Here is an 18,893-nt window from a genome sequence, read left to right as displayed (position 1 = left end):
TTCTCTCTCACCAACGTCCTTTATTGTACAACCACTGTTTGGACAATATAGTAAGTAGGGAGATGAACCTTACGCGTTTAACGAATAGGAGCAAAGGGATGGAAACAGTCAAATCACGCACTCAACCGGAATTACTCACGATTTTAAAATGTCTGGATAAGCGGATGCCGCTGGCGGTAAAGAACAAGCGGCACATCATCAGTATGGAAAAAGGTTTCGAAGGAGAAATACACTTTGATTCGCTGCTCGAGAAGTCGGTGCAGGCAGAGGTCCTTGTACTGAATGATTTGTTACTTTCAATTAGTGACCAGTCCGTACAGATCGATTCGCTGGTCATCACACCGGAAACAGCTTACCTTTATGAGATCAAAAACTACAGAGGGGATTACCAGATGAAAGACCGGCAGTTGCTGACTCTATCGGGGAAGGAAATCGGGAATCCCTTGACCCAGCTGACTCGGACGACGTCGCTACTTCGGCAGTTGTTCCACCAGTGGCATGCTGACATCGGGGTCGAAGGGGCAGTCATCTATGTTAATCCAACGTTTACGCTGTACCATGCCAGCCCCAAAGACCCGCTTATTTTACCGAACCAGATTCAGGCCCACTTTTCAAAGCTGGACAGTCAGCGCGTGGCATTGAACAGGAATCACCGCTATCTCGCGGACCGCCTGCTGTCTAAACATCGAACCGATGCGAACTTCCATCAGTTGATTCCTGATTACGATTATCATTGTCTGAAAAAAGGGATCACATGCGTAGTGTGCGGTTCGTTTGATATGGAGTTTACTCAACGGATGGGGACATGCAAATCTTGTCATAGTAAAAGAGCAAAAGAAGAGACCGTCGTTCAAAATATCGAGGAATTCAGACTACTTTTTCCAGAACTGAAAATATCAAGAAACATTATCCACGAATGGTGCGGTGAAAAAGTCTCGAAAGAAAGAATAAGTTTCATCCTTTCTAAAAAATATACTAAAAAAAACCACACTACAGGAGCTTATTACGAATGGAAGGAATCGTCACTGGACGATTCTTTAACTAATAAAAGATTTTAAAGATGAAAATTCTCGTCGATCGACGAGAATTCACTTAATAGACGGTGATTGACTGATAAAAAGTGACTTATCTGCTTATTAATGGGAACTCAAAAATAATTTATATGTGAGTTACTGTTATAGATGCTATTAGTAGGAGCTCAGAAATTAAGAAACGGATGAGCTGATAATATAAAGAGTTATAATAAGAACTCGTAAGATAATATCTATATAGGTTGCCATTATCTAGGTTCATAATAGGAACTCATGCAGAAATAATGTATTGAGTTGCTGCTATAGAGCGGTATAATAGCAACTCGGGACCATAGTTTCTATTGAATTCCTATTATAGTTTCGCTTAATAGCAACTCGGGAGAAAAAAAGGGAATGAGTTCCGGGAATTAATCAGTTTCCCAAAATCTCTTCAATTAATATAAGGAAAGCGGTCGACCGCTCGACCGCTACCTTCTAATTAAAAGAAGAAATACTTACTATTAGTTAGCTCGTGCTGTATACTTAAACTTTGAAACGTAAACTATCGTTTCATAAACGATGATTATAAATGTAAAATAAGGATTAAACTAAATGAAAAGAGTGATAATGTGAGTTTTCAAGACTACCGTATAAATGAGAAGAATAGACTGGAATTCGGTTTGTACACGTTAGGAGATCATCTGGAGAATCCGCTTGAAGGCAAACGAATTTCTGCCCAGCAGCGACTGCAGGAACTGATTGAAATGGCCAAGCTGGCTGAACAGGCCGGACTGGATGTCATCAGTGTGGGAGAAAGTCATCAGGACTACTTTACGACACAGGCCCACACGGTCGTCCTGTCCGCCATGGCTCAGGCGACTGAAAAAATAAAGCTCAGCAGCTCATCAACGATCATCAGCACGCTCGATCCGGTGCGCGTGTTCGAGGACTTTGCAACGATCGATCTGATATCCAATGGCCGGGCTGAAATCGTGGCGGGACGTGCCTCACGTGTCGGCTTGTTCGACCTCTTAGGGTATGACCTTCGCGATTATGAAGAATTATTTGAAGAAAAGTTTGAATTACTCCTACAGATAAATAACGAAGAAACGGTCACATGGCAGGGTGAATTCCGGCCGGCACTCAAAAATGCACACATCCTGCCGCGTCCCTTGAACGGCAAGCTGCCGATCTGGCGTGCCGTCGGCGGTGCACCGGCCAGCGCAATGAAGGCCGGCTACCAGGGTGTGCCGATGACGCTGGCCATGCTCGGAGGACCGGCGTCGATATTCAAGCGTTCGATCGATGCCTACAGAGAAACGCTGGACGCCTCCGGTTATGATGCAAAAGAATTCCCAGTTGCCACGGCTGGTTTCTTCTATGCTGCCGAAACCACCCAGCAGGCGCAGAGAGAATATTACCCGCATATCAATGAAGGCATGAAACGCACGAACGGTCAGGGCTTCCCCAAGCAGCAGTTTGCTCAAGGCGCTCATCCGAAAAACATCATGAACGTCGGTAGCCCACAGGAAATCATCGAGAAGATCCTTTATCAGCATGAAACGTTCGGCCACCAGCGTTACATGGCCCAGCTGGATTTTGGCGGCGTGCCTTTTGATAAAATCATGAAGAACATCGAACTGATCGGTAACGAGATCCTGCCGGCAGTGAAAAAATATACAGCAAAAGATTAAGGAGGATGCAGAATGTCTATCGTTGTCTTATCGGGTTCCACTATGGGATCCAAAACAAGAACCGCTATGAATGCCGTTTATGACCAAATAAAAAACCAGCATCCAGATGAAACCGTGACGCTGATCGATCTGGCTGATCACGAACTGGTCTTCAGTGATGGCAGAAATTATCTGGAATATACCGGAGACACTCAATACGTTACTCAAAAGTTAATGGATGCCGATGCGATTTTTATCGGCACGCCTATTTTTCAAGCGTCTATACCCGGGTCACTCAAGAACATCTTTGACCTGCTTCCCCAAAATGGCCTTCGCGATAAAACGGTCAGCCTTTTAGTGACGGCGGGTTCTGCCAAGCACTATCTCATTGCAGAAACTCAGCTCAAACCGATCCTGGCCTATATGAAAGCTCAAATCGTCCAGACCTTTGTCTTTATGGAAGAAAGAGACTTTCACCGCAAAGAAATCGTGAACGAAGATGCCTTATTCAGGATCGAACGGCTGGTGGAAGATACGTTTATCCTGATGAATACCTATCAGTCAGTCAAGCAGGCTAAAGAAGAAGAGTACGGTTTTTAAACGGATGACAGTTGATCAGGCGTAATGACAGCTCTACATCGCAAAACTTTCCCTGGTGTATAAAAGTGACCCTGAAATGTAAAGTAAATAACAACTGTCTTTCAATTCACCCAACGCATTGTATTTAATGAATGAATTGTTTATACTGTTGATAGATTGTGCTAAATAGAAAAAAGAGATAGAGGTTTCACTTTGTTTAAAAAAATAACCACAAAAGACTTAACTCAAATTGCCTTATCAACAACACTCCTCGCTGTCGCATCATTAGTTATTATACCCATCGGATTGGTCCCTATTACCCTGCAGGTCGTCTTGTTTCTTCTGAACCCTGCAATTCTGGGACCGGCAAAGAGCATGATGGCCATTGGTCTCTATATGCTTGCCGGACTGATCGGACTGCCAGTCTTTGCCGGCGGGGCCGGCGGGATCGGCCAGTTATTATCTCCTTCGTTTGGGTATATCCTGGGCGCGATACCGGTAGGCTGGTTTGTTGGGAAAGGTATAAACCGCAAGACAACAAATATCCATAATGGGCTTGTCATGATGGCGGGTGTGCTTATCCTTTACACGATAGGTATCGCCTATCAGTATGCCTTGCTGAATGGGGTCCTGGATACACCTGTTCAACTGTCTGCCATACTGACGACTAATCTGACCATCTTTTTACCTATCGATACTCTGAAGGTACTTGCGGCAGCGGTTGTTTATGAAAGACTGAAGAAACTATCATTCTATAAGCGGATCGATCGCTATTAAACTAAGGATTTTTCAAAAAGAGAGGATTAAACATGACTCAGAAGTTAATTGTTAACGGAGGAAAAGAACTGACCGGTGAAGTAACGATCTCTGGTGCCAAGAACAGTACGGTGGCTTTGATACCGGCAGCGATCCTGGCTGATTCACCCGTTACGCTAGAAGGCGTACCGAATATTTCAGACGTCTATTCACTTATTTCGATTCTAAATGAAATGAACGTAAAAACATCATTTGAAGGAACGACACTCACCATTGATCCGACCGACATGGTCTCTGTTCCGATGCCGACAGGTAAAATCAAAAGCCTGCGCGCATCCTATTACTTTATGGGAGCGCTGCTGACGAAGTTCGGTCAAGGCGTCGTTGGACTTCCGGGCGGTTGTTTCTTAGGCCCGCGTCCGATCGACCAGCATTTGAAAGGATTCCGTGCACTAGGCGCAACAGTCGAAAACGAACTGGGTGCGATGTATCTGAAGACAGACGAAGATGGACTGCAGGCAGCGCGTATCTACTTTGACGTGGTCTCCATCGGTGCAACGATCAATGTGATGCTGGCAGCGGTGAAAGCCAAAGGCCGTACGATCATCGAGAATGCTGCACGTGAACCAGAAATCATTGACGTAGCGACCTTGCTGAACAACATGGGCGCTAAAGTTCGCGGAGCCGGAACTGACATTATCCGGATCGACGGTGTTGAGGAGATGCATGGCTGTCGTCATACGGTAATTCCTGACCGTATCGAAGCGGGAACCTATCTGATCATGGCCGCTGCTAAAGGTAAAGACGTAAAAATCAACAACATCATCGTTGAACACTTGGAAGGACTTATTGCAAAAATGGAAGAGATGGGTGTGCCTCTGGAAATCGGAGAAGATTACGTCCGCGTGACTGCTCCGGACGGTCCACTTAAAGGCATATCGATCAAGACACTGCCTTACCCAGGCTTTGCTACAGACTTGCAGCAGCCATTCACACCACTTTTAATGACGGCTAAAGGCGAATCGATGATCGTGGATACGATTTATCCTAAACGAATCAAACACATACCTGAACTCAACAGAATGGGCGCGAACGCCCGAGTGGAAAGTGATGTGATCCTTATCGAAGGCGGACATCAACTGGAAGGCGCAGAAGTCATGGCTACGGACCTGCGTGCCGGCGCCTGTCTGGTCGTTGCCGGATTGCTTGCCGAAGGCGAAACAGTTATCGGCGGTGTCGAACACATCCTTCGAGGCTATGACAATATCGTTGAGAAACTGACTGCACTCGGCGCAGATCTGCATATGGAAGACCGGGAAGACTAACGAATAGGGGACTTGAAAGTGGCAAAGTTTATAACGTACAGCGAATTACAGGAAAAAACATTAAAAGAAATTTACGAACTGGCAAAAGAGCTGAAAGTTCCTTCATATAGTCAGATGAACAAAAAAGAACTGTCGATGGCCGTCATTCGCGCTGAAGAGGAAAAACAGGGGTTTTTCGGAGTCAGCGGTGTACTGGATAAAATCAGCCATCAGGATTTCGGCTTTCTGCGTCCGATCAATTATTCACACAGCAATGAAGATGTCTACATTTCTGCTTCTCAAATGACCCGTTTCGGTCTGCGTAATGGGGACAAAATCACGGGGACAGCTCGTCCGCCGAAAGCCGGGGAACGTTATTACGGACTCATGAACGTCCAACTCGTCAACGGAAAGGACCCGGAAGAAGCCAGAGAGCGTCCGCATTTCCCGGCACTGACCCCTTTATATCCGGATAGACGCATCAATCTGGAATCTTCATCCAATGAAATGTCCGCCCGCATGATCGACCTGATCGCACCGATCGGGTTCGGTCAGCGTGGACTGATCGTTTCGCCTCCTAAAGTAGGTAAAACGACTTTACTTAAAGAAATTGCCAATGGGATCAAAGCCAATCATCCTGACGTGGAACTCATTGTTCTGCTGATAGACGAACGGCCGGAAGAAGTGACAGATCTGGAACGCAGCATTGACGGAGAAGTGGTGCATTCGACCTTTGACCAGCAGCCACAGAATCATGTGAAAGTCAGCGAGCTGGTGCTGGAACGCGCACGCCGTTTAGTGGAAGACAAGCAGGATGTCGTCATCCTTATGGACAGTATCACCCGACTGGCTCGTGCTTATAACCTGGTGGAACAGCCAAGCGGACGTACGCTGAGCGGAGGGATCGACCCGGCTGCTTTATACCGTCCGAAGCGCTTCTTCGGTTCTGCACGTAATGTGGAAGAAGGCGGCAGCATGACGATCGTGGCGACGGCTCTGGTCGACACCGGCAGTCGCATGGATGATGTGATCTATGAAGAGTTCAAAGGAACGGGTAACATGGAAGTCCATCTGTCCCGCGAACTGGCAGAACGCCGTATATATCCGGCCATCGATATCAGAAAATCAAGCACGCGTAAAGAAGAAATGCTGTTGTCTAAAGAAGAATACGAAGCCGTGTATAAACTGCGTCGTGGCATGGGGAATAATTCGCTGGAGTATACGGATCAGTTCATCAAAAACCTGAAACGCTACAAAAAGAATGACGGCTTTGTTAAAAAAGTGCTGAAATAGTAAAAAAATAGGATTTCAGAGATTTTTTTCAAGCAAAAGATTGCATGAGCAGGCAAAACATGCTAAGATATGTAGTGTTGCATACAAAAGAAATAAGATGAAACGTTAAGCAAACGAAATATCGTCTGCTGGCTGTTTGTCTTGACTATTGAATGAAGATAACTATGGATTCGCAAAGAGTTCATGGCAGTTAAGGAGTGAAAAAGAATGAAACAAGGAATTCATCCAGAATATCGTGATGTAGTGTTTATGGATACAACGACAGGATTCAAATTCATGTCAGGTTCTACAAAAACATCAAGTGAAACAGTAGAATGGGAAGATGGAAACAGCTACCCATTGATCCGTGTTGAGATTTCTTCAGATTCTCATCCGTTCTACACAGGACGTCAGAAATTTGCTCAGGCAGATGGACGTATCGACCGTTTCAACAAAAAATACGGTTTGGAAGAAGCGTAATAAGACAAAAAAGTTCTGGGTATCCAGAGCTTTTTTTTTACCCTGATTTCCGTCAGCTCCCGGCGGTTTTTTACACAATGACAAAGACCATACAGCCCTCTGTTAAAGAACGGATTCGTGTCTTTAGCCGCTTTAAAATGTTATAATTATTTTGCTTGTTGCACCAAGTAAATATGCTAAACTATAGATATAAATCCGCAAGCGCTGAGCTTGTGACTGCATCAGCGAGAAACAGGAGGAAAAACAATGAAGCTTTATGTGATATATGGCGGTAAAAATGCAGAACACGAAGTCTCTGTCAAATCCGCTTTTTCGATCCTGCAACATATTTATTACGACTATTATACTGTTATCCCTGTTTATATAACACGAGAGGGAAGCTGGTTCAGAGGAACAGAAGTAGAAAGCAGAGACAGCATCCAGTCAAAGGCTGAACTCGTCGATCTGAAGCAGAAACAACCGTTCTCTTTCAATGAATTGCTGGAAGGAGAATCCGTGGCCTTCCCGGTTCTTCACGGACCAAACGGCGAAGACGGAACGGTCCAGGGTCTATTTGAAACGCTGGATATCCCTTACGTTGGTTCCGGCGTGCTGGCAAGTGCCATTGGTATGGACAAGCTGATAAGCAAAAGTGTGTTTAAAGAAGCGGGACTGTCCGTGCTGCCTTACAAAGAAGTCAAATTGAGAGACTGGAAAGTCAGCCAGCAGGATGTCTGCGAAGCGCTTGAAACCTATCTGGACTATCCTATGTATGTCAAGCCTGTGAATCAGGGTTCCAGTGTCGGTATCACGCGGGCGCTGAACTCAGAGGAATTGACCGAAGCCATCGAACTGGCCTTTAATTATGATTACCGGATCGTTGTGGAAAAAGGCGTGTCCGTACGCGAAATCGAAGTGGCTATCCTTGGAAACGAAGACGTACATACGTCTGTACCAGGAGAACTGGTGAAACAGAAACCTTTTTATGCCTACGAAGATAAATACTTGAATCAGAAAGTGGTCCGCGAGATACCCGCCAAGATATCCGCTGAACTGACGAAGAAAATGAGAAAAATGGCAGCAGACGCATTTGAAGCGATCAATGGGTCAGGTATTTCCCGTGCCGATTTCTTTTTGACCGAAGATGGAGAGGTCTACATCAATGAGGTCAACACCATCCCGGGATTCACGTCGAACAGCATGTACCCCAAAGTGTGGGCGAAGACGGGCATCCCTTACGCTGACCTGATCGAAGAAGTCATTCAGCTGGGTCTGCGCAGACACAAAGATAAATATAAATTAAGCACAGAAGTCACGACAGAAGATGACAGTATAGAAATGGAGAGTATCAATGCCGAACTGGACACTAAATGAGATCGCCCAGGCAGTGGGGGGCAAAGTATTCAACAGTGATAAAACAGATCTGGTGGCGGGTGTATCCTTTGATACCCGGACGCTGACTGAAGGGAACTTATTCATCCCATTGACAGCCGACCGCAACGGCCATGACTTTATAGGGTCTGCCATGGAAAAAGGAGCATCAGCTACGTTGTGGAGCGATCCGATCGAGAATGCACCGAAAGAGATCGCAGTCATCCAAGTGGAAGATACACTGAAAGCTTTCCAGTCTTTTGCCAAGCACTACTTAAACGAAGTATCGCCCAAGGTTATCGGTATCACCGGGAGTAACGGAAAAACGACCACGAAAGATATGGTGGCGGCAGTGGCTTCCGCTAAATACAAGACCCATAAAACCGGCGGAAATTTCAACAACCATTTAGGTCTCCCTTTGACCATTTTAGAGATGGACAGAGACACTGAAGTCGTCGTGCTTGAAATGGGGATGAGTGAAAAAGGTGAGATCCACATCTTATCTGAAATCGCTGAACCGGATATCGCCGTCATCACCATGATCGGTGAATCCCATATCGAATTTCTGGGGTCAAGAGAAGCTATTTCTGAAGCCAAGCTGGAAATCGTTGAAGGGATGGAACAGGGGACCCTTATTTACCCTGGAGAAGAACCGCTTTTACAAACCCGGATCGCTGACGGCTGGGTCGATGAAAAAGTGAAAACGGTCAAAACGTTTGGAAAAAACAGCGGGGTCGACCTCTACTCAACGGAAATCGAAACGGAAATGAAGCAGACACGCTTCAAAACGAATCAGGAACCAGAAGTGGCGTGCGTCCTACCTATCCCGGGCGAATATAACGTACAGAATGCCTTAGCCGCCATACTAGTGGGAGAAACGCTGGGTATCGAAAAAGAAGCGATTTACGAGCAGTTATCCAGTTTCCAGCTGACCAAGAACCGTCTGGAATGGCTGGATGGCGTTAACGGATCAGTCCTTTTGAATGATGCGTATAATGCGAGCCCGTCCTCGGTCAGAGCTGTACTCAGCTACTTTAAAGGGATCGACGTGCCGGGACGCAAAATCGTGGTGCTGGGTGACATCCTGGAACTCGGCGAGCAGGCAGAAGCCATGCACCGTGAGCTTCACCAGGCGATCGACACAGACAGCATCGATGAGCTGGTGCTTTATGGCGACTTCATGAAAGCTTTGCATGAGGAAATGTCCGGTAAAGTGAAAAAAAATCAGCTACATCACTTTACCGGTGAAAAAGACAAAGTCATCGCTTATCTAAAAGATACTTTGCAGCCTGAGGACACGGTCTTATTCAAATCCAGCTTCAGTACAGGTATGCTGGAAGTTGTGTCCAAGTTAAGTCAGGACGAAAAACAATAAAACGTATTCATTTTTCTGCCTTATGAAAATAAGTTGAAAACGTACGGGGTACGTGATAAGATAACATCTGTAAGACAGACAGCTATTCGTTTAATAGATAGAAATGTCTATCGTATAAAATTAAAATTAAATAATAAATACTGAGTCAAGTTAAATGTCATACCCTGGTGTACCGCATCGAACGATGAGATACGTACACTAGGGTCTTTATATGAACAGAATCACGGAACGTTCTGTTTTCAAGAAATGATTTTTCTCTATGCATGGGTAAAACCATTCTTGGCTCTTAAACGAATGCCTGCTAAGGAAAACAATAGGAGGAAACATTTTTTGAAATTTAATGAACTAGATTTACTACCAGAACTACTGAAATCCGTGAAGGACATGGGGTTCGAAGAAACAACGCCCATCCAGGAACAGACGATTCCACTTGCTTTAGAAGGTAAAGACGTTATCGGACAGGCTCAAACGGGTACAGGTAAAACGGCTGCGTTTGGTCTTCCGATGCTGCAGAAAATCGATACGTCAAAACATGTCGTGCAGGGATTAGTCGTTGCACCGACACGTGAACTGGCTATCCAGACTCAGGAAGAGATCTTCCGTTTGAGCAAAGATAAACGCGTTAAAGTAACGTGTGTCTATGGTGGCGCAGATATCAGACGTCAAATCAAGCAGATCAAAGGCGGCGCACAGATCGTTGTGGGTACACCAGGTCGTATGCTTGACCATATTCGTCGTAAAACTCTGCGTTTAGACCAAGTGGAAACGCTGGTATTAGACGAAGCTGACGAAATGCTTAACATGGGCTTCATCGACGACATCGAAGCCATCATTAAAGAAACGCCAAAAGAGCGTCAGACTTTACTGTTCTCTGCTACGATGCCTGATGCCATCAAACGTATCGGTGTCCGTTTCATGGAAGACCCTGAAACAGTCCGTATCAAAACGAAAACATTATCTGCGTCGACGATCGACCAGTTTTATACCAAAGCTAGAGATAATGAAAAATTTGACATTCTTACACGCCTGATCGACGTACAGAACCCTAAATCAGCACTGATTTTCGGCCGTACCAAAAAACGTGTGGATGAACTGTCTAAAGGTCTGGAAATGCGCGGCTATACGGCCGAAGGTATCCACGGCGACCTGTCTCAAAGCAAACGTATGAGTGTCTTGAAAGACTTTAAAAAAGGTAAAATCGATATCTTAGTAGCGACCGATGTGGCTGCCCGTGGCTTGGATGTTACCGGCTTGACGCATGTCTATAACTATGACATCCCACAGGATCCTGAGAGCTATGTCCACCGTATCGGCCGTACAGGTCGTGCCGGTGAAGAAGGTGTAGCTGTTACATTCGTGACACCTCATGAAATGAGCTACCTGCATACGATCGAAAAACTGACGAAACAGTCTATGACAGCTCTGCGTCCGCCTACCAGCGACGAAGCTTTAGAAAGCCAGCTGCAGTCAGCTATGGATGATATCCAGAAATCCATAAACGACAATGGTCTGGAGAAGTATGAAACAGCGGCTGAAAAACTGCTTTCTTCATACTCAGCTGAAGATCTGGCGGCGGCTTTAGTTAAAGCCATGGTCAAGGATCCGACTGATGTCCCTGTTAAAATTTCTCCTCAGCGCCCGCTTCCTAACAAGGATAAAGGTCGAAGAGGCGGAAAAGGCAAGGGTAAAGGCGGAAACCGTGGCGGTAACCGCAACTATAAAGGGAAACGTCGTTCAGGCGGCGACAACAAAGGCAAGCGAAGCAGCAATAACCGTCCGAAAAGAAAATAACAGGACGCTATAACTGATAAGGAAGCCGGTAAGGGAGAACCTCCTGCCGGCTTTTATTCTGTTAAAAATCGTTTATAAATGACATTTTGATGTGAATCTGTTAACATAATAGAAGTAACAAGAGTATGATGGGTTAGAAGAATAGAGGAAAAAGATGATTGTTGGTATTGGTTTAGACGTTGTGGAGATAGACAGGATCAGAAAAGCGTACATAAAACGGGAAACATTTGCCCAGAGAGTGCTGACAGAAAAAGAATTAGAAATTTTTCATGATCTTAAAGGCAAACGGAAAGTCGAATTTCTAGCCGGACGTTTTTCTGTAAAAGAAGCATTCTCAAAAGCACTCGGAACGGGAATAGGCAAGGTCGGCTTTTTAGATGTAGAAATATTGCCCGATCAGTCAGGAAAACCCGTGGTCACTCAGAGCCCGTTTTCAGGGAATGTCTGGATTTCCATCACGCACACAGACGCCATTGCAGCGGCACAAGTCATTTTAGAAAAAAATTAAAATCTCTTCCTTCATAGAATTGTCACAAAGAAGGATTCAAAAGCTCGCCCGTTCATGATAAACTTACAGTTAAGGAATAGGGATAGATTATTTCCTGTGGGGCTATTTATTCTACCGTCTCTTTTGGTATAATAAGAGACAAGGGTATCGAGCAATAATCTTTTTGGAGGGCATTATTCATGGAAGAGTACAATAAAAAAATGACGATTGAATTGGAACAGTCTGTGTATGAAGAAATAGAAGAATATTGTCAGGATGCAAATATTGAAGAATCTGAATTAATGAATAAGATGCTTCAATGTTTTATCAAAGATACCATGAATAAAATGGATGCCATGAGGAAAGGATATGCGGAGATGGGCAAAATTAATTTAGAAATATGCTCAGAATTCGATGGTTGTGAAAATGAAAGTCACGCCCATATCTGAAGGGAAAGATGTCTTGTTAAGTGAAAGAGTGAATCCCTTTATCCAAAAGGCGCCTTCGAGGAGGAAAGCCTGTGGTTAAACGCGGAGATATTTATTATGCGGATTTATCACCAGTAATCGGATCTGAGCAAGGTGGCATGCGACCGGTCTTGATTATACAGAATAATGTTGGTAACAAATATAGCCCGACAGTCATTGTTGCAGCTATAACAACGAAGATCGAAAAAGGTAAAATGCCGACGCACGTCGAAGTCGGAGCCGATAAAGGACTGGAAAAGAATTCAGTCGTTTTGCTTGAACAGATAAGAACGATCGACAAACAACGTTTAAGAGATCAAGTCACGCAGCTGGACAACAAGACTATGACTATGGTCGATGATGCTTTAGCGATCAGTGTTGGTCTGTCTAATCAGTACAAACATATTTAACATCATCTTTAATACTTAGAAAAAGCAGTCTTGACTTTAATGTCAGGCTGTTTTTTGTTTTGGAGGAATGGTGACGGCCAGTGACTTTCTTAATAGGTAATGATCCCTTCCATGTGCTATAGTGAGACTAAAGACTATGTCAACTGCTGAAGCAACAGCTGATGTGAACCGAACCAGGTGGCAGTTGATGGATCGGGGAAGGATGATATCTGAAATGACTGATTTGAAAGCTGAAAAAGAACAGTGGATGACTCTGCAGCGTGTACAGAAGGAACAGATCGACTTGGATTTGAAGATGGCTTATCTGAACCGGATAGACAGGCTGGACCGCTTGAAAGAACTGATCGAAAACCATGAATCTGAATGGTTTGAGGCCTTGTATTCGGATCTGGGAAAGTCTGAAATGGAGAGTTATACGTCGGAAATCACTACGGCCCTAAATGAGATCGCATATATGAAAGATCACTTAAAAAGCTGGATGGAAAAAGAGACTCAGCTCAATCGGAAGGCCATAGGAAAATCCGAACAGTCGATTCTAAGAAAACCTTACGGCTCCGTGCTGATCATAAGCCCGTGGAACTACCCGCTTCAGCTGACCCTGGTTCCGCTGATCGGTGCAGTTGCGGCAGGGAATCGCTGCTTTGTCAAACCTTCCGAAAAATCCCAAGCCGTTAGTCACCTGCTCAATAAAACACTGTCACACTATTTTGAACCCGAAGAGATTTTTGTGGTGGAAGGCGAGGCGGATACGGCTCAAGCTTTACTGGAGATGAACTGGGATCACATCTTTTTTACTGGCAGCTCTGAGGTGGGAAGGAACGTTTATGAAGCCGCCGCCAGAACGCTGACACCTGTCACGCTTGAACTGGGCGGAAAGAATCCATGTATCGTAGATGGGTCGCTCTGTACAAGAGAAACAGTAAGGAAAATCGTCTGGGGAAAGTTTCTGAATGCAGGGCAGACCTGTATCGCCCCGGACACTGTGTATGTCCATGCTTCCGTTAAGGAGCAGTTTACCAGGCTGGCCGTGGAGACCATTCGAGAATTTTACAGTCGCGAGCCTGAAAAGAGTAAAGACTATGGCCGAATGATCGATGAGAAACACTTTGATAAAATCAAAAGTTACCTGACTCAAGGCGATATCGTTTATGGGGGAAGCGGCAGGAGAGAAACGTTGTTCATTGAACCAACAGTGATGGACAACATAGAAACCGATGCGCCTCTGGCAAAAGAAGAAATATTTGGTCCTGTTCTGCCGGTCGTGAGCTATGAATCGCTCCACGATCTTCTGGAGATGCTGAAACGGCAGGACGCACCTTTAGTCACGTACTTGTTTACAGACAAATCGAGTCACATTGATGAAGTAGAGCAGGCGATAAAAACGGGTACCCTCATGGTCGGTCAGGTCATCTTTCATGGCGCAGATCCAAAAATACCTTTTGGTGGTGTAGGGAACAGCGGTATGGGGAGGTATCATGGCCGTGCCAGCTACGAAACCTTCACTTATGAAAAAGTGCTGTATCACCAGAAGAAAGACTATGCGAATAAAATGATCTTCCCGCCATACAAGTCCGGAGCATTAAACACCCTGAGAAAAGTCCGGAAATGGTTCGGCTGATTGACTTGGATTTACATGTTCACTTTATAAAAAAGGAGAGCCAGTCTGTGTATTCACAGACTGGCTTCTTTTTGGTCCAGTCATGTACCGGTCCGGTATGGCTGAATCAGGGCAGCTGGAGTCGAAACTGACCGGTCCTGAGTTTACCTGAATGGAGAATCAGGCTAAACCGTAATTGAAAACTTTCAGGATACATGATACACTACTCTCGTTGTCTTTTTTGACGACCGTGGTTCGAAAGCGCCAACCCACGAGATAAAAACTAGGAGGAATAATATGAAATTAAAACAATGGATGATCAATGCGATCATCGCAGCCTTGTATACAGGGATTACTATACTTATAGCACCCTTTGCGTTCGGAGTTATTCAGTTGAGGCTGTCTGAAATGCTCAACCATTTGGTTGTGTTCGATAAGAAGTATGTTTACGGTGTAACAGCAGGTGTCTTTTTGACCAACCTCATACTGTCACCCTTCGGTATTTACGATTGGACTCTTGGAGTGGGTCACACTATAGTTTCTTTTGCTGTCTACTTTTTACTAAGCAAAAAAGTTCAGTCCCCTGTGAAAAAAATGATTCTCAATTCAGCCATATTCTCTGTATTCAGTTTCATGATTGCTCTGTTATTACTACTGATCGGTGAGATAGAAGTCTTCTGGATTAATTATCTCTTTGTCTTTTTAGGACAGCTGATAACAATGGGTATCGGAATCCCGGTCATGCTGACGCTTGACAAGAAACTGGATTTCAAAAAAAGAATGCAAGCTTAAAAAAATCGAAAAAACATGGCGCAGTATAAAAAGACGCTCGATCAAATCCCATCGGCATGAGGGGAGTAATCGAGCGTCTTTTTGTATAGGGTTCAATATTACTTAATCGTTATGCAGATCTTCGGCTTGAACGACCTTGAATCCTTTGCGGTCCAATTGTTTTTTGATCTCGTCCAGCGTCTTTTTAGAAACATCAGGTTCAAGAGTCATGATCGTACGTCTGACCATATTCTCACGCTGAACGTCAAGGGTGATGCAGCTCATGATAGAACAGTGACGGTTGATGATTTTAGCAATGTTGGCCAAGTCACCTTTCTGTCCAGGAGAAGCAATAGTCAAAACGTAGCTACCTGAATCGATACTCCATGACTGCTGAAGCAGATCGATCAATGTGCTATGCGTCAGTATACCGAAGAAATGATTATTTTCGTCTAGTACAGTGATATAAGGAAGATCTTTTATCATAAAAAAGATCTTGAAAAAGGAAGAGTTGATATGCACATATTTCGTTGCATTTTTCAAGAGATGGGTAACAGGCAGGGACATATCTCCCCCGTTAGCCTTGTGTCTATAGATGTGCATTTTATAAATGTTTCCCCTGAATATTTTACCACTTTGATCCAAGACAGGGACACATCTGTACCCAGTATCTTCAAGTAATGCGATGGCTTCTTCAAGTGTTGCATCTTCTGAAATTGTTGACACGATATTTTTAGGTACAGTCAATTGTTTGATCAGCATATAAGAATCTGCTCCTTCTCATCTATTTTTTTCTGTTTTCGCATTTTCATTATAACAGATTGACCCTTGGTTACCTAGGTAAATCAGTGTAAAATGAAGAAAATAAAGTGTTAGAAGGAGCCGGTATGAAAAAACGAAATGAAATGATGGACAGACCTGTTATAGACAATGATGTCAGAGAATATTTAAGAACAGCGCAAAAGCAGTTGGATGGAGAGATAGGCAATATTGAAAAATGGGCGAACGATAAACGGGTTCCGATCATTCCTCATGAGACCGTCACCTTCTTCAATTGGCTGTTGCCTCTCCTACAGCCAAAAGAAATCCTGGAAATCGGAACAGCTATCGGTTTTTCTGCCGGCCTCATGATCCAGGCATCGTCTCCGGAATGTCACGTGACGACCATTGAACGTAATCCTGATATGATCGAAAAAGCCAAAGTGAATTTCAAAAAAATGAATATTGAAAGTAATGTTACTCTGCTGGAAGGCCAGGCGAGCGACTGGCTGGAGAAACTAAAAGAAGAGTCTGTCGATTTTATATTCATGGATAGTGCAAAAGCCAAGTACTATGATTTCTTTCCGCATTGTTATCGCCTGTTAAAACAAGGGGGAGTATTGGCCATTGATGATGTGCTCCAGGGAGGGACGATCCTGGATGATGATGAAGATGTGCCAAGGAGAAGACGGAAAATCCACAAAAAACTGAATGCTTTTTTAGATATCGTTATGGATCATCCGGCGTTTGACTCTTCCGTTGTTCCATTGGGTGATGGCCTGTTGCTCATTACAAAAAGAGAGTCCTTCGATTTCAGTTTTATGCTGCCGGAAAAAACTGATCAATAGTGGAAAGGCTGCTCTTAAGGGATTATTAAAAAAAGATCGTATAAATTGCAAAAAAGAGGTTGACGAAAAAGGAAAAGACTGGTAAAGTAATATACGTTGCTGATTTACGGCGACTCAGCGCTTTTCTTTTTGTCAAACCGCTCTGAAAAACGAGTTGAAAAAAACTTTAAAAAGTTGTTGACAATCTAAACGAAAGCCTGTAATATTATATGAGTTGACACGAAACGTCGTCAACGTCTGAACGAATGAGATCTTTGAAAACTGAACAAAGTAAAACAACCAAATGTGCAGGGGTCTTCGATCCGATTTATCGGATCAGGACAACACAAACGAGTTAACATGTTTAACTCACACTATTTAAATTGAGCTATTTCAAACTACCAAAATGAGAGTTTGATCCTGGCTCAGGACGAACGCTGGCGGCATGCCTAATACATGCAAGTCGAACGATGAAGCACTCTGCTTGCAGAGTGCGGAAGAGTGGCGAACGGGTGAGTAACACGTGGGGAACCTGCCCATAAGAGGGGGATAACATCCGGAAACGGGTGCTAATACCGCATAGGTGATCATAGCGCATGCTTAGATCATTAAAGATGGCTTCGGCTATCGCTTATGGATGGCCCCGCGGCGTATTAGCTAGTTGGTAAGGTAATGGCTTACCAAGGCAGTGATACGTAGCCGACCTGAGAGGGTGATCGGCCACACTGGGACTGAGACACGGCCCAGACTCCTACGGGAGGCAGCAGTAGGGAATCTTCCACAATGGGCGAAAGCCTGATGGAGCAATGCCGCGTGAGTGAAGAAGGTCTTCGGATCGTAAAGCTCTGTTGTTAGAGAAGAACAAGAGGTGTAGTAACTGGCACCTCCTTGACGGTATCTAACCAGAAAGTCACGGCTAACTACGTGCCAGCAGCCGCGGTAATACGTAGGTGACAAGCGTTGTCCGGATTTATTGGGCGTAAAGCGAGCGCAGGCGGTCTTTTAAGTCTGATGTGAAAGCCCACGGCTCAACCGTGGATGGTCATTGGAAACTGGAAGACTTGAATGCAGAAGAGGAAAGTGGAATTCCATGTGTAGCGGTGAAATGCGTAGATATATGGAGGAACACCAGTGGCGAAGGCGACTTTCTGGTCTGTAATTGACGCTGAGGCTCGAAAGCGTGGGGAGCGAACAGGATTAGATACCCTGGTAGTCCACGCCGTAAACGATGAGTGCTAAGTGTTGGAGGGTTTCCGCCCTTCAGTGCTGGAGCTAACGCATTAAGCACTCCGCCTGGGGAGTACGGCCGCAAGGCTGAAACTCAAAGGAATTGACGGGGACCCGCACAAGCGGTGGAGCATGTGGTTTAATTCGAAGCAACGCGAAGAACCTTACCAGATCTTGACATCCTCTGACCACCCAGGAAACTGGGCTTTCCCTTCGGGGACAGAGTGACAGGTGGTGCATGGTTGTCGTCAGCTCGTGTCGTGAGATGTTGGGTTAAGTCCCGTAACGAGCGCAACCCTTATTGTTAGTTGCCAGCATTCAGTTGGGCACTCTAGCGAGACTGCCGGTGATAAACCGGAGGAAGGCGGGGATGACGTCAAATCATCATGCCCCTTATGATCTGGGCTACACACGTGCTACAATGGATGGTACAACGAGTTGCGAGACCGCGAGGTTTAGCTAATCTCCTAAAGCCATTCTCAGTTCGGATTGCAGGCTGCAACTCGCCTGCATGAAGCTGGAATCGCTAGTAATCGCGAATCAGAACGTCGCGGTGAATACGTTCCCGGGTCTTGTACACACCGCCCGTCACACCACGAGAGTTTGTAACACCCGAAGTCGGTAGGGTAACCCTTTATTGGGAGCCAGCCGCCGAAGGTGGGATGGATGATTGGGGTGAAGTCGTAACAAGGTAGCCGTATCGGAAGGTGCGGCTGGATCACCTCCTTTCTAAGGATATTGCCATTAGGGCAAACGGA

17 protein-coding genes and 1 rRNA gene are annotated in these 18,893 nt (G+C 45.0%); 17 read left to right on the top strand and 1 reads right to left on the bottom strand.

What is annotated here, in order from left to right; all coding sequences use genetic code 11:
• The first annotated feature begins 98 nt into the window (after positions 1-98).
• From AB4027_RS10450 to AB4027_RS10380, 15 genes are all read left to right on the top strand, one after another.
• Positions 99-1,058 carry a nuclease-related domain-containing protein gene (locus tag AB4027_RS10450; RefSeq protein WP_368645282.1) on the top strand — a complete coding sequence of 320 codons (960 nt, stop codon included), beginning with the start codon at positions 99-101 and terminating at the stop codon, positions 1,056-1,058.
• A 581-nt stretch (positions 1,059-1,639) separates the two neighbouring features.
• Entirely contained in the window at positions 1,640-2,704 is a 1,065-nt protein-coding gene (locus AB4027_RS10445) for an LLM class flavin-dependent oxidoreductase (RefSeq protein ID WP_368645281.1), read from the top strand.
• Positions 2,705-2,716: 12 nt separating this feature from the next.
• A complete protein-coding gene (locus tag AB4027_RS10440; RefSeq protein ID WP_368645280.1) occupies positions 2,717-3,283 on the top strand; it encodes an NADPH-dependent FMN reductase in 567 nt (188 codons plus the stop codon).
• A gap of 192 nt (positions 3,284-3,475) precedes the next feature.
• A complete protein-coding gene (locus AB4027_RS10435; RefSeq protein WP_368645279.1) occupies positions 3,476-4,039 on the top strand; it encodes a biotin transporter BioY in 564 nt (187 codons plus the stop codon).
• 32 nt (positions 4,040-4,071) lie between these two features.
• On the top strand, positions 4,072-5,343 hold the full coding sequence (locus tag AB4027_RS10430; RefSeq protein WP_368645278.1) for a UDP-N-acetylglucosamine 1-carboxyvinyltransferase: 1,272 nt from the start codon (positions 4,072-4,074) through the stop codon (positions 5,341-5,343).
• An 18-nt stretch (positions 5,344-5,361) separates the two neighbouring features.
• Entirely contained in the window at positions 5,362-6,615 is a 1,254-nt protein-coding gene (gene rho / locus AB4027_RS10425; protein ID WP_368645277.1) for a transcription termination factor Rho, read from the top strand.
• 207 nt (positions 6,616-6,822) lie between these two features.
• Positions 6,823-7,074, top strand: a complete 252-nt coding sequence (locus tag AB4027_RS10420; RefSeq protein WP_091489526.1) for a type B 50S ribosomal protein L31 — start codon at positions 6,823-6,825, stop codon at positions 7,072-7,074.
• 246 nt (positions 7,075-7,320) lie between these two features.
• Complete coding sequence (locus AB4027_RS10415; RefSeq protein ID WP_368645276.1) at positions 7,321-8,427, top strand: D-alanine--D-alanine ligase family protein; 1,107 nt, start codon at positions 7,321-7,323, stop codon at positions 8,425-8,427.
• Complete coding sequence (gene murF / locus AB4027_RS10410) at positions 8,405-9,799, top strand: UDP-N-acetylmuramoyl-tripeptide--D-alanyl-D-alanine ligase (protein WP_368645275.1); 1,395 nt, start codon at positions 8,405-8,407, stop codon at positions 9,797-9,799. Before AB4027_RS10415 ends, murF begins: the two co-directional genes overlap by 23 nt.
• Before the next feature lie 330 nt (positions 9,800-10,129).
• Positions 10,130-11,590, top strand: a complete 1,461-nt coding sequence (locus AB4027_RS10405) for a DEAD/DEAH box helicase (protein ID WP_368645274.1) — start codon at positions 10,130-10,132, stop codon at positions 11,588-11,590.
• Between the two features lie 154 nt (positions 11,591-11,744).
• The gene (acpS, locus tag AB4027_RS10400) at positions 11,745-12,098 is read left to right on the top strand and encodes a holo-ACP synthase (RefSeq protein WP_368645273.1); all 354 of its coding nucleotides are present in this window, start codon (positions 11,745-11,747) and stop codon (positions 12,096-12,098) included.
• Between the two features lie 179 nt (positions 12,099-12,277).
• Entirely contained in the window at positions 12,278-12,526 is a 249-nt protein-coding gene (locus AB4027_RS10395; RefSeq protein ID WP_091489535.1) for a hypothetical protein, read from the top strand.
• A gap of 71 nt (positions 12,527-12,597) precedes the next feature.
• Positions 12,598-12,954: a type II toxin-antitoxin system PemK/MazF family toxin gene (locus tag AB4027_RS10390; protein ID WP_091489536.1), complete on the top strand. Its 357-nt coding sequence runs from the start codon at positions 12,598-12,600 to the stop codon at positions 12,952-12,954.
• Between the two features lie 136 nt (positions 12,955-13,090).
• Complete coding sequence (locus AB4027_RS10385; protein ID WP_368645272.1) at positions 13,091-14,572, top strand: aldehyde dehydrogenase family protein; 1,482 nt, start codon at positions 13,091-13,093, stop codon at positions 14,570-14,572.
• 276 nt (positions 14,573-14,848) lie between these two features.
• On the top strand, positions 14,849-15,343 hold the full coding sequence (locus AB4027_RS10380) for a QueT transporter family protein (RefSeq protein WP_091489540.1): 495 nt from the start codon (positions 14,849-14,851) through the stop codon (positions 15,341-15,343).
• Between the two features lie 102 nt (positions 15,344-15,445).
• Here the strand turns inward: AB4027_RS10380 and cbpA are convergent, their stop codons facing one another.
• On the bottom strand, positions 15,446-16,084 hold the full coding sequence (cbpA, locus tag AB4027_RS10375) for a cyclic di-AMP binding protein CbpA (protein WP_368645271.1): 639 nt from the start codon (positions 16,082-16,084) through the stop codon (positions 15,446-15,448).
• 125 nt (positions 16,085-16,209) lie between these two features.
• Between cbpA and AB4027_RS10370 the strand changes: the two genes are divergently transcribed.
• Positions 16,210-16,929, top strand: a complete 720-nt coding sequence (locus AB4027_RS10370; RefSeq protein ID WP_368645270.1) for an O-methyltransferase — start codon at positions 16,210-16,212, stop codon at positions 16,927-16,929.
• Positions 16,930-17,310: 381 nt separating this feature from the next.
• Positions 17,311-18,864, top strand: a 16S ribosomal RNA gene (locus AB4027_RS10365).
• Positions 18,865-18,893 lie beyond the last annotated feature (29 nt).

It is taken from the genome of Alkalibacterium putridalgicola, from assembly GCF_040959045.1.
Classification (GTDB): domain Bacteria; phylum Bacillota; class Bacilli; order Lactobacillales; family Carnobacteriaceae_A; genus Alkalibacterium; species Alkalibacterium putridalgicola.
Note: the sequence above shows the minus strand (reverse complement) of the source record. Positions and strands in the feature narration are given on the sequence as shown.

Coding starts and splice junctions, on each gene's coding strand:
- AB4027_RS10395 (WP_091489535.1), top strand. CDS start 12,278: ATGGAAGAGTACAATAAAAAAATGACGATTGAATTGGAACAGTCTGTG.
- AB4027_RS10420 (WP_091489526.1), top strand. CDS start 6,823: ATGAAACAAGGAATTCATCCAGAATATCGTGATGTAGTGTTTATGGAT.
- AB4027_RS10370 (WP_368645270.1), top strand. CDS start 16,210: ATGAAAAAACGAAATGAAATGATGGACAGACCTGTTATAGACAATGAT.
- AB4027_RS10430 (WP_368645278.1), top strand. CDS start 4,072: ATGACTCAGAAGTTAATTGTTAACGGAGGAAAAGAACTGACCGGTGAA.
- AB4027_RS10450 (WP_368645282.1), top strand. CDS start 99: ATGGAAACAGTCAAATCACGCACTCAACCGGAATTACTCACGATTTTA.
- AB4027_RS10385 (WP_368645272.1), top strand. CDS start 13,091: ATGTCAACTGCTGAAGCAACAGCTGATGTGAACCGAACCAGGTGGCAG.
- AB4027_RS10380 (WP_091489540.1), top strand. CDS start 14,849: ATGAAATTAAAACAATGGATGATCAATGCGATCATCGCAGCCTTGTAT.
- murF (WP_368645275.1), top strand. CDS start 8,405: ATGCCGAACTGGACACTAAATGAGATCGCCCAGGCAGTGGGGGGCAAA.
- cbpA (WP_368645271.1), bottom strand. CDS start 16,084: ATGCTGATCAAACAATTGACTGTACCTAAAAATATCGTGTCAACAATT.
- AB4027_RS10440 (WP_368645280.1), top strand. CDS start 2,717: ATGTCTATCGTTGTCTTATCGGGTTCCACTATGGGATCCAAAACAAGA.
- acpS (WP_368645273.1), top strand. CDS start 11,745: ATGATTGTTGGTATTGGTTTAGACGTTGTGGAGATAGACAGGATCAGA.
- AB4027_RS10415 (WP_368645276.1), top strand. CDS start 7,321: ATGAAGCTTTATGTGATATATGGCGGTAAAAATGCAGAACACGAAGTC.